The organism is Streptosporangium sp. 'caverna' (genome assembly GCF_003203775.1).
GTDB lineage: Bacteria > Actinomycetota > Actinomycetes > Streptosporangiales > Streptosporangiaceae > Streptosporangium > Streptosporangium subroseum.
The window spans coordinates 229,089-243,962 of sequence record NZ_CP029711.1 but is presented as its reverse complement, the minus strand read 5'-3'; the positions used below and the strand labels follow the sequence as shown (position 1 = coordinate 243,962).

Genomic DNA, 14,874 nt, shown 5'->3' with positions numbered 1-14,874 from the left:
TTCTCCTCACGGGCGCAGCGAATCGTCGATCGTGCCGTCCGCGCGCCGGGCGGAGAGTCGGGCGAGCCTGGTGAACCGATTGACGAAGGCGTCCTGCGTCAGCTCGAAGCGCCGGTAGGCGTCGATCAGCTCGACCGCGCCCGCCTTGACCGTCCAGCCGGCCTCGTAATCGGGCAGCGCCGTACGGATACGGGAGAAGTCGACGCGGTAGGAGCGGGGGTCGGCGCCGAACTCGCCGGTGATGACCAGGGCCGAGCCGGGCACCGCCTCGACCACCTCGGCGGCGATCTCGGCGACGGTCAGGTTGTTCTGCTCGGAGCCGACGTTGAACGCCTGACCGTGCACCGCGTCCCTGGGCGCGACCAGGCAGGCCGCGAACGCGTCCGCGATGTCCTCGGCGTGCACCAGCGGCCGCCACGGCGTGCCGTCCGACATCACCTTGACCTGGCCGCTCAGGTAGGCGTGCCCGACCAGGTTGTTGAGCACGATGTCGGCGCGCAGCCGGGGTGAGAAACCGAACGCGGTGGCGTTGCGCAGGAACACCGGGCTGAAGTCGTCGTCGGCCAGTGCGAGCAGATCGTCCTCGACCCGCACCTTGGACTCGGCGTACGGCGTGACCGGGCGCAGCGGCGCGTCCTCGGTCAGCAGGCTGTCGCCGCCGGAGGCGCCGTAGACCGAGCAGGTGGAGGCGTAGAGGAACCGCTTGACGCCGGCGTCCTTGGCCAGCCTGCCCAGGCGGGAGGAGGCGTGGTGGTTGATGTCGTAGGTCAGCTTGGGGGCCAGCGCGCCCAGCGGGTCGTTGGACAGCGCCGCCAGGTGGATCACCGCGTCGAACCCGGCCAGGTGCTCGGGCCCGACGTCGCGCAGGTCCACCGCGTAGGTCTCGATCTCGGCCGGAGCCGGCCCGAGCAGGCAGTCGGCGAACAGGCCGGAGTCCAGACCGACCACCTCGTGCCCGGCCGCGGCGAGCACCGGGGACATGACGCTGCCCAGGTAACCCTGGTGTCCGGTCAGCAATACCCGCATCAGTTCTCCAGATCGAGAGTCAGTTTGTTGACATGGAACGCCTCGGCGTAGCGCGCGTGGCACTCGATCCCGCGGATGCGTGCGAGCCCGAGGAAGGCCTCGCGGTCATACCACGGCTTGCTCCGCTGCGAGGGGTAGTGCTCCTGCAGCAGGCTGACCTTCGCCTCGGCGATGTCCGGGGCGAGCGGCTGGTAGACCGAGGGAGCGGCGAGGTCGCCGTCCCACTTGACGATCTCGTAGGAGAGCGCCAGATGGTTCCTGAACGCGGTCGGCACGAGCTTGGCCAGACCGCGGTGATCCTGGTGGGCGTCCTTGCTCCAGGGCGCGAACAGCAGGTCGGGATCGGTCCTCGACCGAAGCTCCTCGACCGCCGCCTTGGCCTCGTCCCAGTGCGCGGGCAACCGGCCGTCGGGCAGCTTGAGCACGGTGACGCGCAGGTCGGCGCCGGGGCAGAACGCCTCCAGCGCGGCGCGCTCCTCGTCCTCGCGCTCGGTGCCGCCGCCGGAGAGCACGAGCGCGTCCACCCGGATGCCCGGCCGTGCCCTGCAGAGCGTGAGCAGGCTGCCGCCCGCACCGATGGCCAGGTCGTCGCAGTGCGCCGCGAGCGCGGCGACCCTGGCGATCCCCGGCGACCTGAGGCCGATCACGCGCGCTCCCAGAGTGCCCAGGGACGCTCGCCGCGGGCGTACTCCTCGTTGAGCGCGACGCGTTCCTTGACCGTGTCGGTCGGGCGCCAGAATCCCCGGTAGGGATAGGACAGCAGCCTGCCGCGCTTGGCCAGTTCGGCGCAGCCGTCGGCGACCAGGTCGCCGTTCTCCGGAATGTGGTCGAAGATCTCCTGGCGGAGCACGAAGTAGCCGCCGTTGGACCAGAGCGGCATGTCGCTGACCGGGGTGATGCCGCCGACCCTGCCGTCCTCGCCCAACTCGATGCAGTGGAAGGTGTCCGACGGCGGGACGACGGTCATCGAGGCCCCCGCGTCGGAGCGGGCGAAGCGCGCCACGATGTCGTCCAGCGGCGCGTCGGTGAGCACGTCGGCGTAGTTGGCCAGGAACATCTCCTCACCCTCCAGATGGCCGCGCACCCGGCGCAGCCGCTCGCCGATCGGGGAGTCGATGCCGGTGTCCACGAACGAGATCGACCAGTCGGAGATGTCGGTGGACAGCAGCTCCACCCGGCCGCCGCGCAGGATGAAGTCGTTGGACGTGGTCTCCTCGTAGTGCAGGAAGAAGTCCTTGATGTGATGCGCGCCGTAGCCCAGGCACAGCACGAACTCGGTGTGGCCGAAATGCGCGTAGTAGCGCATCACATGCCAGATCAACGGTCGAGGGCCCACCGGCTGCATCGGCTTGGGGACGTCACCGGGCGCGCCACTGCGCATCCGTGTGCCGTACCCGCCGCAGAACAGGACGACCTTCACACGATCTCCAAAGACGGAACCGGGAAGACAAGTCTGCCTCCCCATTCACGGACATAAAACAACTTCTCCACCAACTCCCCCGTCACATTCGCAGGGGAGCACCAATACATCGTCCGATCGATCCACCGCGATACAACCGGCGCCCGCGCAACCGGCGGGACCGACCCGCGGCCGGCATATCCATGACGCGGCCGAGGCGGGAAAGGTTGGCGGGCCGACACCCCTGTGTCTTGCCCGCCCCACACCGATCCGGAGGAGTCAGGAACGGCCGACGGCCATCCGGGTGACCTTGCGAACCCGGCGCACCGCGGTCTGCCGGTGCCTGCGCACGTACAGGGCGCGGACCGCGCTGCGGATCCGGCGGTACTGCTCGGCCGTGAGCGTGCCGTCCTCGACCTGGGCGTGCGCCCAGAACAGGGTCTCGCGGCACTGCAGCAGCGTGGAGCAGTAGCCCTTCCAGGTGGGCACGCCGAGGCGGCGGGCCAGCTTGCCGCGGTGCTTGATGTCCCAGTGGCGCTCGGCCAGCACCTCGTTGATGTGCTCCCACGGCCCGGCCATGGCCAGACGGGTGGCGAAGACCTGGTCCTCACGCGGCATGTTGCGGCGGGTCATCGCGGCCACGGGCTCGCGGCGGACCATGCCGTACAGCGGGTCGATGATCAGGTAGCTCTCGTTGAGCAGGCGGAGCAGCTCGGTCACCCGCTCGGCCGGGTCGTCGGAGCCGAGCCCGAAGCCGGGATTGGCCTCCTCGTAGCGCTGGGTCCGCACCACGCCGTCACGGGTGTCGGTGTAGGAGATCTGGGTGGTGACCATCAGCAGCCGGGGGTCGGCGGTGAAGGCGTCGACGCACTTGGTGGCATAGGTCGGGTCGAGCCGGTCGTCGTCCCCGATCCACCGGAAGACGTCGCCTTTCGCCACCTGGATGGCGTAGTCGAAGTTACGCAGCATGCCCAGGTTCTCGGGCTGGCGGTGGTAGGAGATGCGGCTGTCCTGCGCGGCCAGGCCCCGGCAGAGCTCCTCGGTCGAGTCGGTCGAGGCGTTGTCGGAGATGACCAGTTCGACGTCGCCGTACTGCTGCGCGAGGACCGATCGGACCACGCCTTCCATGACGTCGGCGCCGTTGTAGACCGGCAGGCCGATGGACACTAGCATCTGTCTCTCCTCGGGGGGTCGTTCATCAGGGGGTCAGCGCGATTCGACCCGTTCCAGCCAGATCTCGCGCCAGAACGGCAGGTGCCCTCGCGGGCAGTTCATATTGGGGACGCCGGGGCAGACGAAATCCTCCAGCAGGATGCACGGGGTCTTCATCTCCAGCATCCGGCCGGTCGGCTCGTCGATGCAGCGCTCCACCCGGCCGACGACCTTGGCGGTCCGGCCGCAGAACGCGGTGAGGCCGACCTCGAAGCCCATGCCCCGGTTGCGGAGGTTCGGGTCCAGGGTGGCCGCGATCTCGTCCTTGGACTTGACCCGGACCAACTCGCCCGGCTGCAGGTCGAGGGTGGCCACCGGGGTGCCGCCGATCGCGCGGCCCTTGAGGAACCCCCAGGCCAGTCCCTCCTTCAGCAGGAGGCGCTTGGGCAGAACGCGTTGGCTCAGGCTCTGCACGCGGTTGAACAGGCCGATGAGGAAGGCCCGCACGGTCTCCCAGGTGGTGGCGTTTCCGGAACGCACGTCCCAGACGTACTGGCGCATGTCCTTGAGCGGCAGGCGACCGGGGGCGGCGCGGAGGATCTCGGTGGCCTGGCAGGCGTAACGCGGCGCGCCGTCGTCGAACGGCTCCCTGACCGCGTTGCGGTGCAGGATCTGCACGTCCACCGGCTTGGCCGGAGGCGGCGGGTCCAGGGCGCCCTCGGCCCTGCGCAGCCACGCGGTCTTCCAGTAGAACAGGCACGCGGTCTGGCAGCCACCGTGGGCGGCGCCGTCGCAGCGGGAGCCGGACAGGTGCAGGGCCTCGGTCATGTGGCGCAGGCCGGTGCGGTCGATGGTGTCGCAGAGCTTGTGCGCCACCTTGTACACGGTGAGCTTCCTGCCGCAGAACTCCAGCATCTCCGGCATGAACGGCAGCCCGTCGAGCTCGCCCTTCTCGTCAAGCGTCGCCAGGATGTCCTCCGCGCTGAGAACCTCCACCAGATCGCCGACTTTGAAGGACTCGGCGGTCTTCATGGCCTTCATGCTCGCTCCCCATGGGATTGTGATGGCTGCTGGGTCGCCTCGTCCAGGAGACCGCCCTCGGACAGTGCCCGTGCCGCCTCCACCAGGGCGGCGAAGGGAATCGCCGACCGCTCCGCGATGTCCAGAAGGCTATGGTCACCGTCGGAATAGTTAAGTATCCACAGGATGGCCATCTGATGCTGCTTGTTGTCCTTGTGCAGGGCCGGTGAACGGTAGAGTCCGCGCTTGCCGAGCTGGGGTTCGCCGTACGGCTGCAGGTTGAGATAGGTGCGGTTCCCCTCGATGACTTCGACGATCTCCCGCACCGCGGCCAGGGTGTCGGCCATCGCCTCAGGAGTGACGAAGTCGGGGTCGTCCGCCGAGGTGTGATACTCCGGGTACGCCTCGTTGGGGGACCGGGTCAGCAGGCCCACCGGCAGGTTGAAGCCGGGCGAGCAGAACTGGCGCTCGTCGTAGCCGTACGGGGTGAAGTCGAGGAGTTCGTGCTCGCGGGTGCTCAGCACGTGGGCGGCGGCCCGGTCGATGAGCGTGTCGCCGCGGCGGCTGCGCTTGTAGGTGAGATGGCCGGGGTCACCCGCGCAGGCCAGCACGAATCCGTGCTTGATGCGATCCACCCTGTCCCGGTTGCGGGCCAGCCAGGTGATCGACCCGATCGTGCCCGGCGCGAACACGAACCGGTAGGTGTGACGGGGGCGGGACTCGGCGAGAGCCTGGGCGAGCTGAACCGCCACCGCGATGCCCGCCAGCGTCTCGTTGGCGAGAGCGGGGTGACAGGTGTGGCAGACGATTATCACCTCGTCGTCCAGCTCGCCCGGCACGACGTGCTCGGCGTAGGTGAGGTGCCCGTCGGCCAGGGTGGCGTCGATCCTGACCTCGTACTCGCCGTCCTGCAGCTCCTGCAGCGTGTCCTCGCTGAGGCAGAAACCCCAGTTCGCCGCGTAGTAGCCGGTCCGGTACGGGACGAGGCCGGGCTGGTCGGGCAGCGTGTGCAGGTGCTCGCGCAGCTGCGACAGCGGCATCGTCGCCTCGACCGGCACGCTGTAGCCGACCACGTGCAGCGGGGTCTCGGCGAAGTCGATCACCTTGCGGCCGGAGGCGTCCTTGACGTAGGCGTCCCGGATGTTCCACTCCTGGGGGACCGTCCAGTCCAGCACCTGCGTCCCGGTCGGCACCTCGTGCACGTCCAGCGGGATCGACTCGCCGATGATCTCCAGGGTGCGCCGGACGCCGTCGCCGGTCATGCTGCGGCAGATCGGATGCAGGCGCTCGACCAGCGCGTGCATCTCCTTACCCGCTCTGTCCGGATCGTTCACGCGTTCTCCCAGAGTGCCCAGGGGTGCAGGCCGCGCGCGTACTGCTCGTTCAGTGCGAAGCGCTCCTTGACCGTGTCGGTCGGCCGCCAGAATCCCCGGTAGGGATAGGCGAGCATCCGGCCGCGCTTGGCCAGCTCGGCACAGCCGTCCGCGACGAGGTCACCGTTCTCCGGGATGTGGTCGAAGACCTCCTGGCGGAGCACGAAGTATCCGCCGTTGACCCAGAGCGGCATCTGGCTGACCGGGGTGATCCCGTCGACCATCCCGCTCTCGCCGAGCTCGATGCAGTGGAAGGTGTCCGAGGGAGGCACCACCATCATCGACGCGCCGGCGTCGGACCTGGCGAAGCGGTCGACGATCTCCGGGAGCGGCGCGTCGGTGAGCACGTCGGCGTAGTTGGCCAGGAACATCTCGTCGCCGTCGAGGCGGTCGCGGACCCGCCGGAGCCGCTCGCCGATCGGCGACTCGATCCCGGTCTGCACGAACGAGATCGACCAGTCCGAGATGTCGGTGGACAGCAGCTCGACCTTGCCCTCGCGCAGGACGAAGTCGTTGGAGGTCGTCTCCTGGTAGTGCAGGAAGAAGTCCTTGATGTGGTTCGCCCCGTAGCCGAGGCAGAGGATGAACTCCTTGTGCCCGAAGTGCGCGTAGTAGCGCATCACATGCCAGATGAGCGGCCGGGGGCCCACGAGCTGCATCGGCTTGGGAGCCTCACCGGGCGTGCCGTTGCGCATCCTCGTCCCGTACCCGCCGCAGAAAAGAACGACCTTCACGGATTCACCTCCACGATCTCCAGGCTCGGGATGGGGAAGACCAGCCGGCCTCCCCAGGCGTGTATGAAGGACAGCTGGCCGATGAGCTCCTCGCGGAGGTTCCACGGCAGGACGAGCACGTAGTCGGGCCGGTCTTCGGCGATCCGCTCGGGCGGCAGGATCGGTATGCGCGCGCCCGGGGTGAACCTGCCGTGCTTGTAGGGGTTGCGATCCACCGTGTAGGAGAGCAGGTCCGCCCGGATGCCGCAGTGGTTGAGCAGCGTGTTGCCCTTGCCCGGTGCTCCGTAGCCGACCACCGTCTTGCCCTCCTCGGCGGCCCCGACGAGAAACTTCAGCAGGTCCCGCCGTACGCGGGCCACCCGCTCGCGGAACTCCGCGTAGCCGGACAGCTCGTGCAGCCCCGCGGCCTTCTCGGCCGCGAGCAGCTCGGCCACCCGTTCGCCGGGCTCGCCGGCGACCTCGGCGGGCCGCGCCCACAGGCGGATCGAGCCCCCGTGGGTCGGCAGCGTCTCGACGTCCACGAGGGTCAGCCCGCCACTGGCCAGGGCGCGCTGCGCGGAGGCGACCGTGTAGTACTGGAAGTGCTCGTGGTAGATCGTGTCGTACTGGTTGAACTCCATCAGGGTGAGCAGGTGCTGGACCTCGATGGAGACCCAGCCGTCGTCGGCCACGAGGGCGCGCAGGCCCTGGGTGAAGCCGATGACGTCCGGGATGTGGGCGTAGACGTTGTTGGCCACCACGAGGTCGGCGGGCCCGTACTCCTGGCGCACCGTGTCGGCGGTCTCCGGCCCGAGGAAGGCCGTGAGCGTCGGCACGCCCCCGTCCCTGGCCGCCTGGCCGACGTTCTTCGACGGCTCGATGCCGAGGCATCGGATCCCCTGGTCGATCACGTGCCGCAGCAGGTAGCCGTCGTTGCTGGCCACCTCGACCACGAACGAGTCGTCGTCCAGCCCGAGCCGGTCGACCGCCCCGTGCACGAACTCCCGCGCGTGCTCCACCCACGACGTCGAGTACGACGAGAAGTAGGCGTACTCGGTGAAGGTGTCCTCCGGCGTGATCATCGGCGGGATCTGCGCCAGCCAGCAGCCGGTGCAGACCCGCAGATGCAGCGGGTAGGTGACCTCGGGCTCCTCAAGCTGCTCCGCGGTCAGGAACCGCTCACAGGGCGGGGTCGCCCCGAGGTCGACGACGCTGGCCAGGCTCGTCGAGCCGCACAGCCGGCATGCTGTCATCACTATGCTCCCTCGCCGCTGAACGCGGCTCGACTCGTCTTCGACTGGATATCGGCCATCGCGCGCGCGTGGCCGACCGCGGTGATCTCGTCGCCGCCGACCGTCACGGCGGCTCCGTCACCGCTGGTCATCACGGCGATCCCGTCGCCGCTGACCGCCGGCAAAAACATCGGACTCTCGCAATGCCTCTCGCCAGTCCCGCATCGGCGGCAGCCCCGCCCGGCTCCACCCGTCGTGTCCCAGCACGCTGTAGGCCGGCCGTCGCGCGGGGCGCGGGAACTCCTTGGAGGAGACCGGGTTGACCCGGTCCGGGTCGGCGCCGACCAGCGTGAAGATCTCCCTGGCGAAGGCGTGCCAGCTCGTCCGGCCGGAGTTGGTGGCGTGGTAGATGCCGGGCGGCGCCTCGGAGAGTGCCAGCCGGACGATCCGGTCGGCCAGGTCACCGGTCCAGGTGGGCTGGCCGAACTGGTCGTCGATGACGTCCACGGTCGCCCTGTCCTTTTCGAGGCCGGCCATCGTGCGTGCGAAGTTCGGGCCGGCCGCGCCGTACAGCCAGGCCGTCCGCACGACGTAACCGGTGTCGGGCAGCAGCTCCAGCACGGCGCGCTCGCCCACGAGCTTGGTGCGGCCGTAGGCGTTGACCGGGCAGGTCGCCGCGTCCTCGGGGTAGGGGTCCAGCGCGGTCCCGTCGAAGACGTAGTCGGTGGAGGGCTGGACCATCCGCGCGCCGAGGCTCGCGCACGCCTCGGCCAGCGCCCGCACCCCCAGGCCGTTGACGGCGAGCGCCTCCGCCTCGTGCGTCTCGGCGTCGTCCACGGCCGTCCACGCCGCGCAGTTCACCACGATGTCCGGCTTGCACGCCGACACCAGATGACGTACGGCGGACGTGTCGCAGAGGTCGAGCTCCTCTCTGCGGAGCGCGAGGACGGAGTGCTTCCCGGCCGCCAGGCGGCCCAGCAGCTCGGTCGCGAGCATGCCGGAAGCACCGGTGACCAACCACCGGCTCATCGAACGTCCTCCCGTGACGGCTCGCCACTCGCGCCCGGCGGGGCTCCGTCCCCGTCGTCCCCGCCGTGCTCGCCGTGCTCGCCGTTTCCGCCGTGCTCGCTCGCGACGGCGGCCTCCCACCAGTCCGGGTGGTCGGCGTACCAGCGGACCGTGTCGGTCAGCCCCTGCTCGAACGGGACGGCCGGCCGGTAGCCGAGTGCCTGGAGCCGGGAGTCGTCCAGGGAGTAGCGGCGGTCGTGTCCCTTGCGGTCCTCGACGTACTCGACCATGTCCCAGCCGACGCCGCAGGCCGCGAGCAGCCGGGTGGTGAGCTCGACGTTGGTCAGCTCCGCCGTACCGGCGATGTGGTAGACCTCGCCGGGCTCGCCCAGCTCCGCGACGAGCCGGATGCCCGCGCAGTGGTCCTCGACGTGGACCCAGTCGCGGACGTTGCCGCCGTCGCCGTAGAGCGGAACCTTGCGACCCCGGAGAAGGTTGGTGATGAAGAGGGGGATCATCTTCTCCGGATATTGGTTCGGTCCATAGTTGTTGCCGCAGCGGGTGATGGACACCGGCAGGCCGTGGGTGACCGCGTAGGCGCGGGCGATCATATCGCCCCCCGCCTTGGCCGCGGAGTACGGCGAGCGCGGCCGGACCGGTGCGTCCTCGTTCCAGGAACCGATGTCGATCGACCCGTAGACCTCGTCGGTGGAGACCTGCACCACCCTCGGGGTGCCCGCGTCGAGACACGCCTGCATCAGCGCCTGCGTGCCGAGCACGTTGGTCCGCACGAAGTCCGCGGCCCCGTCGATCGACCGGTCCACGTGGGACTCGGCCGCGAAGTTGACGACGAGGTCGTGCCCCGGGACCAGCTCGGCCAGAAGGGCCGCGTCACAGATGTCGCCGTGGACGAAGTCGTGGGCGGCACCTTCCAGGTTCGCCGGGTTGCCGGCATAGGTGAGCTTGTCGATGACCGTCACAGCCGTACCGTCCGCGGCGAGTGCGCGGACGTAGTGGGAGCCGATGAATCCGGCCCCACCGATGACCAAGACCTTCATGAACTGATCTGAACCTTGCTGTGATCGCCCAGCACGAAACGGTGGGCTCGGGGGGTGTTGGGGGCGGGGGTGACTTCGACATCGTGACCGATGAGGGACGCCTCGATCCGGGAGACCCCGGAGATCGAGGATCTGGGCAGCACGATCGAGTATTCGATCTCGCTGCCGCTGATCGTGCAGTCGGCCGCGATCGAGGTGAACGGCCCGATGTAGCTGTCCAGGATCCGGGCTCCGGCGCCGATGATCGCGGGCCCGACGATGCGGGACCGTTCGACCACGGCGCCCGCCTCGACGACCACCCGGCCGATCAGCTGGCTGGCGCCGTCCACCGTGCCGTCCGTGCGCGCGTCCAGGGACTCCAGGACCAGCCGGTTGACCTCCAGCATGTCGGTGACGTTGCCGGTGTCCTTCCAGTAGCCGGAGATGACGGTCGACTCGACCCACTGATCCTCGGCGATCAGCCACTGGATCGCGTCGGTGATCTCCAGCTCTCCCCGCCACGACGGCTTGAGCTCGGCCACCGCCTCGTGGATCGCGGGAGTGAAGAGGTAGACCCCGACGAGCGCGAGGTCGCTCTTGGGATTGGGCGGTTTCTCCTCCAGCCCGACCACCCTGCCGCGGGCGTCGAGCTCGGCGACGCCGAACTGCTGGGGATCGCCGACCTGGGTGAGCATGATGTGGGCCGCGGGCCGCTCCTGGGCGAACCGGTCCACGATGTCGTTGATGCCGCCGACGATGAAGTTGTCTCCGAGATACATGACGAAGTCGTCGTCGCCGAGGTAGTCGCGGGCGATCAGCACGGCGTGGGCGAGCCCCAGCGGGGCCTGCTGGCGGATGTAGGTGACCTGCAGGCCGAACGCGAAGCCGTCGCCGACGGCCGCCTCGATCTCGGCCTGCGTGTCGCCCACGACGATCCCGATCTCCCGGATCCCGGCGGCGGCGATGGCCTCGAGCCCGTAGAAGAGCACGGGCTTGTTGGCGACAGGGACGAGCTGTTTCGCCGAGGTGTGGGTGATCGGTCTCAGCCGGGTGCCCGACCCCCCGGCGAGCACGAGTGCTTTCACGGCTAGTAGGCCCCTTCTCCGCCGGTGACGGCGCTCCAGGTCTTCCAGAGAATCTGCAGGTCCAGGAAGAGCGACCAGTTCTCGACGTAACGGAGGTCCAAACGAACCGACTCTTCCCAGCTCAGGTCGGAACGGCCGCTCACCTGCCACAGGCCGGTCATTCCCGGCTTGACGACGAGGCGCCGGCGAACGTCCTCGCCGTACTGCCTGACCTCCTCCGGCAGGGGAGGCCGCGGCCCGACGAGCGACATCTCGCCGCGCAGCACGTTGAGCAGTTGCGGCAGCTCGTCGAGGGAGTAACGGCGCAGGTATGCGCCCACCCGGGTGATCCGTGGATCGTTCCTGATTTTGAAGAGGACCCCGTCGAACTCGTTCTCTCTTTCGAGATTCATTTTGAGTCGTTCGGCATTCATCACCATGGTGCGGAACTTCACGACCTGGAATTCCTTGCCGCCCTTGCCCACCCTGATCTGCCGGAACAGCGCCGGGCCCGGACTCGTCGTACGGATCAGCGCGGTGATGACCAGCATGGGAACGGCCAGCACCAGAAGAGCGAGACCGGCGCTGACCCGGTCGAACAGGCTTTTCGCGAGCTGTCTGGCACCGCGGAAGTCGGGATGCTCGACGTGGAGCAGCGGCATCCCCGCCACCGGGCTGATGCTGATGCGCGGACCGGCCACGTCCATGAGCGCGGGCGCCACGAACAGGTCGGTGCGGGCGTCCTCCAGGCCCCAGGCGAGCCTGCGCAGCGCCGCGCCGTCCAGCTCCGGACAGGCCAGGATCGCGACGGCGTCGGCGTTCACCCTGCTCACCACCTCGGCGACGTCGGAGAAACCTCCGAGCACCGGGACTCCGTTGACCTCCACCATGTCGGAACCGGAGGGCAGGCAGACGGCGACCACGGTCATGCCGTGATGCGGCTGCCTGCGGAGCTGCATCACCAGGTCGAGCACCGACTCCCGGTGCCCCACGGCGACCACGTGGCGCATGTACTCGCCGTGGGCGCGCCGCCGGTGGAGCCGCTTGCGCATCCGGTATCGGAAGAAGACCGTGAGAATCAGGGCCAGCGGGAACATGGCCATGACGAAACTTCGGGCAATCGGCGTCTGGGTGACATAAGCCCCGATCGCGACGGCGGCCGTCAGACCGATCCCGCCGTCGAAAACCGCTCGGAACTCATCCGTTCCCTCGCCGTGTGTGCGCTTGCGGTAGGCGCCTCCCGCCGCCAGAGCCAGCGGCCATGCCAGGGCGAGACAGAGCCCCAGCAGCGCCTCCGTCTCCGGGATGAAGGCACCCAGCCAGAGCCGGACTCCCAGAACCGACTCGCAGGCCACCACCGCGCATGCAAGATCACCGGCCAGCAGGATCCGGGCATAGGACCGCGTCCAGATGCTCGGAGCAGTGCGTACCGCGTTGTCGAGGAGCGCAACAACAGGCTCCTCAAGCCCCACCCTCATATCACTCCGCCCAAACACCCCAGCGTTAACGGATAAGTAGACGCCCATCCCGGTTCAATGGTTGACAGCTTTCCCGAATGCATCAAGAGCGTGGATACCCATGGAAATACTAGTGATCAACTTCCACCAGGGGAACAGCGCCTCCTGTCCACTACTGGCCCAAGTTTGAGCAGGGAAAACACCTTGACGGAACGGTCCAAACGTGTAGGTTTGTCCGTCCCATTTAGCCGATTAACTAGTGATTAGTCATATTCGAAATCCGGGAGTGTCGAAGGGGGTTCCGGGCTGCGCCAGACGACGACGTAGTCATCATGCGCAGCCTCCACCGCCGCACCCAGCCGGTCAAGATCAAAATCGGGAAGGTATCGGAGACGCGTGAGGAAGGACGCGTCGGTCGCCGACTTGGGCACCACGCAGCCCTGGCCGTCTCGGTCGAGGAGGATGTACAGGATGTCCGAGTCCGTATCGCCCACGACCCGCACCTCGACGACGTCCTCCCACGCGAGGGCGTCGACGCTGCCGTCCGCGTAATGGCGGGTAACGCCTTCTTCGGTGACATAAACGTAGGAGTCCGGCACTGAGTTGCCGTGCATGGCCGCGATTGTGACGACTTCAGGGTGTCCGGTGCAAGAGAAGCGTGTAACTCCGGCGGTTAACCGGCGATTAAGGTGTGCCCCAGCTGTGGTCCAGATGGGCGGCGACGGCCCTCCTGGCGGCCTCCGCCGGGCCCCGGCCGATCGCGTCGAGCAGGTCGCGATGCTCGGCGACCAGCAGGTCCCTGTCGGAGTAGACGGTGCGCAGCCGCACGAGGCCGAGCCGGGTCTCGACGGCCAGGGCGGCGTAGAGCCGCTCCAGCCGCGGACTGCCCACCGCGACGACCAGTGCCTGGTGCAGGGCCATGTGCTCGGCCACCACGTCGGACCAGGGGGCGTCACCGGGCAGCGAGGCCATCCGCTCCAGCGCCCCATCGGCCTCCTCGACCCGGCGTCCGGCCAGTGCCGTGGCCATCAGGTCCTCCAGCGGGCGCCGGACGAACATCAGGTCGTCCAGGTCCGCCTCGGTCACCTGGGTCACCTGCGCGCTACGGTGGCGTTCGCGCCGGAGCAGCCCCTCGTGCACGAGCACGGCCAGCGCCTCACGGACGGTCGGGCGGGCCACGCCGTACAGGGTGGAGAGTTCCTGTTCCGGCAGCGCGGTGCCCGGCGCGATCTCGCCGGAGAGCACTCGCCGTCGCAGGGCGTCGGCGAGCGCTCCGACCGCGGAGACGGGATGGAGCGGAAGAGTCACGCCGACGACTTTATTGCTTGCCGCGTCGCTTATCGCGTTGCTCACTGCGCGACCGGCACCGTCTCACCGGCCGTCCTGCCTACGCGTTCGGGAAGGGCCACCGCGACCAGGCTCGCGCCGAGCAGGAACAGCCCGGCGACGGAGACGAGCGTGAGCCGTTCGCCGAGCACCGCCACGCCGAGCAGGGCCGCCACCGCGGGCTCGGTGAGGGCGAGGGTCGCGGCGGTCGCGACCGGGGTGGTGCGCAGGCCCCTGCCGTACAGGAAGTAGGCCAGCGCGGTGGTGGCGCAGCCCAGATAGAGGGCGGTGAGCAGACCGCGCGGCTCGGCGAGCCAGCCGGTGCCCGTCCACAGCAGGACGGGGACCATGACAACCGCGGCCCCGCCGAACATCACCCCCATCACGGCGTCGGAGGAGGCTCCCCCGCTGATCACCCGGGCCGCCGTGACCGCGTAGAACGCGTAGAGCAGGCCGCCGAGCAGCGCGAGCAGGATGCCGTCCGCCCGTGCCTCGCCTCCTCCCCCGGTGAGTACGGCGCAGCCGGTGATCGCCACCGCGGTCGCCCCCGCCCAGCGCCGGGTGGGCGGCACCCGGTCGAGCATCCAGGAGAGCAGACCGGTGAAGACGGGACCGCTGCCGATGGCGACGACGGTGCCGATGGCCACCCCGGTCCGGCTGACCGCGGCGAAGTAGCAGAGCTGGTAGGCGGCCACGGCCACCGCGGCCGGCAGGAGCGCGCCGAGGCGGAGCGAGGCCGGTGCCAGGGAGCCGATACGGAACCAGGTCGGTGATGTGCCGGTACGGAGCGAGACCGGAGGCGTGCCGGTACGGAGCGAGGCCCGCGGGGAGGTGCCGATACGACGTGAGGCCGCCGATCGCATCGCCGGGCCGGCGGCGATCACGAGCACCAGGCCACCGATCACCAGGCGGGCCGCGGCCAGGGAGACCGGATCGACCCCGGCGACGAGCAGTCCGGCGGTTCCCGCGGTGCCCCACAGCACGGCGGCTCCGACGACAGCGAGTTTCATAGAAGGATTGTCTGACAACCAGACAATATCTGTCCAGTCCTCTGCCGGCGACAGGCC

Annotated in this window: 16 protein-coding genes; all 16 read right to left on the bottom strand. The window is 69.0% G+C overall.

Going from position 1 to position 14,874, the window contains the following annotated elements:
• Positions 1-6: 6 nt before the first annotated feature.
• Positions 7-1,026, bottom strand: a complete 1,020-nt coding sequence (locus DKM19_RS01220) for an NAD(P)-dependent oxidoreductase (RefSeq protein WP_110694098.1) — start codon at positions 1,024-1,026, stop codon at positions 7-9.
• Positions 1,026-1,673, bottom strand: a complete 648-nt coding sequence (locus DKM19_RS01215; protein WP_110694097.1) for a PIG-L deacetylase family protein — start codon at positions 1,671-1,673, stop codon at positions 1,026-1,028. The genes DKM19_RS01220 and DKM19_RS01215 overlap by 1 nt, the downstream gene beginning before the upstream one ends.
• The gene (locus tag DKM19_RS01210) at positions 1,670-2,446 is read right to left on the bottom strand and encodes a glucose-1-phosphate cytidylyltransferase (protein WP_089213529.1); all 777 of its coding nucleotides are present in this window, start codon (positions 2,444-2,446) and stop codon (positions 1,670-1,672) included. The genes DKM19_RS01215 and DKM19_RS01210 overlap by 4 nt, the downstream gene beginning before the upstream one ends.
• A 258-nt stretch (positions 2,447-2,704) precedes the next feature.
• A complete protein-coding gene (locus DKM19_RS01205; protein WP_110694096.1) occupies positions 2,705-3,598 on the bottom strand; it encodes a glycosyltransferase family 2 protein in 894 nt (297 codons plus the stop codon).
• Between the two features lie 33 nt (positions 3,599-3,631).
• Positions 3,632-4,618, bottom strand: coding sequence for a hypothetical protein (locus tag DKM19_RS01200; protein ID WP_110694095.1), 987 nt, complete (start codon positions 4,616-4,618; stop codon positions 3,632-3,634).
• The gene (locus tag DKM19_RS01195; RefSeq protein WP_239514027.1) at positions 4,615-5,931 is read right to left on the bottom strand and encodes a DUF4910 domain-containing protein; all 1,317 of its coding nucleotides are present in this window, start codon (positions 5,929-5,931) and stop codon (positions 4,615-4,617) included. The genes DKM19_RS01200 and DKM19_RS01195 overlap by 4 nt, the downstream gene beginning before the upstream one ends.
• Positions 5,928-6,704, bottom strand: a complete 777-nt coding sequence (locus DKM19_RS01190; RefSeq protein WP_110694094.1) for a sugar phosphate nucleotidyltransferase — start codon at positions 6,702-6,704, stop codon at positions 5,928-5,930. Before DKM19_RS01190 ends, DKM19_RS01195 begins: the two co-directional genes overlap by 4 nt.
• On the bottom strand, positions 6,701-7,936 hold the full coding sequence (locus tag DKM19_RS01185; protein WP_110694093.1) for a class I SAM-dependent methyltransferase: 1,236 nt from the start codon (positions 7,934-7,936) through the stop codon (positions 6,701-6,703). The genes DKM19_RS01190 and DKM19_RS01185 overlap by 4 nt, the downstream gene beginning before the upstream one ends.
• A gap of 2 nt (positions 7,937-7,938) precedes the next feature.
• On the bottom strand, positions 7,939-8,067 hold the full coding sequence (locus tag DKM19_RS52455) for a hypothetical protein (RefSeq protein ID WP_255415494.1): 129 nt from the start codon (positions 8,065-8,067) through the stop codon (positions 7,939-7,941).
• Positions 8,054-8,944 carry a dTDP-4-dehydrorhamnose reductase gene (gene rfbD, locus DKM19_RS01180; protein ID WP_110694092.1) on the bottom strand — a complete coding sequence of 297 codons (891 nt, stop codon included), beginning with the start codon at positions 8,942-8,944 and terminating at the stop codon, positions 8,054-8,056. The genes DKM19_RS52455 and rfbD overlap by 14 nt, the downstream gene beginning before the upstream one ends.
• Complete coding sequence (rfbB, locus tag DKM19_RS01175; protein WP_110694091.1) at positions 8,941-9,981, bottom strand: dTDP-glucose 4,6-dehydratase; 1,041 nt, start codon at positions 9,979-9,981, stop codon at positions 8,941-8,943. The genes rfbD and rfbB overlap by 4 nt, the downstream gene beginning before the upstream one ends.
• The gene (locus DKM19_RS01170) at positions 9,978-11,045 is read right to left on the bottom strand and encodes a glucose-1-phosphate thymidylyltransferase (protein ID WP_110694090.1); all 1,068 of its coding nucleotides are present in this window, start codon (positions 11,043-11,045) and stop codon (positions 9,978-9,980) included. Before DKM19_RS01170 ends, rfbB begins: the two co-directional genes overlap by 4 nt.
• A gap of 2 nt (positions 11,046-11,047) precedes the next feature.
• Positions 11,048-12,502, bottom strand: coding sequence for a sugar transferase (locus DKM19_RS01165; RefSeq protein ID WP_110694089.1), 1,455 nt, complete (start codon positions 12,500-12,502; stop codon positions 11,048-11,050).
• A gap of 242 nt (positions 12,503-12,744) precedes the next feature.
• Positions 12,745-13,095 carry a hypothetical protein gene (locus DKM19_RS01160; RefSeq protein ID WP_089213519.1) on the bottom strand — a complete coding sequence of 117 codons (351 nt, stop codon included), beginning with the start codon at positions 13,093-13,095 and terminating at the stop codon, positions 12,745-12,747.
• Positions 13,096-13,165: 70 nt separating this feature from the next.
• Positions 13,166-13,789, bottom strand: coding sequence for a GntR family transcriptional regulator (locus tag DKM19_RS01155; RefSeq protein ID WP_110694088.1), 624 nt, complete (start codon positions 13,787-13,789; stop codon positions 13,166-13,168).
• Between the two features lie 41 nt (positions 13,790-13,830).
• Positions 13,831-14,817: a DMT family transporter gene (locus tag DKM19_RS01150; RefSeq protein ID WP_110694087.1), complete on the bottom strand. Its 987-nt coding sequence runs from the start codon at positions 14,815-14,817 to the stop codon at positions 13,831-13,833.
• Between the last annotated feature and the right edge of the window lie 57 nt (positions 14,818-14,874).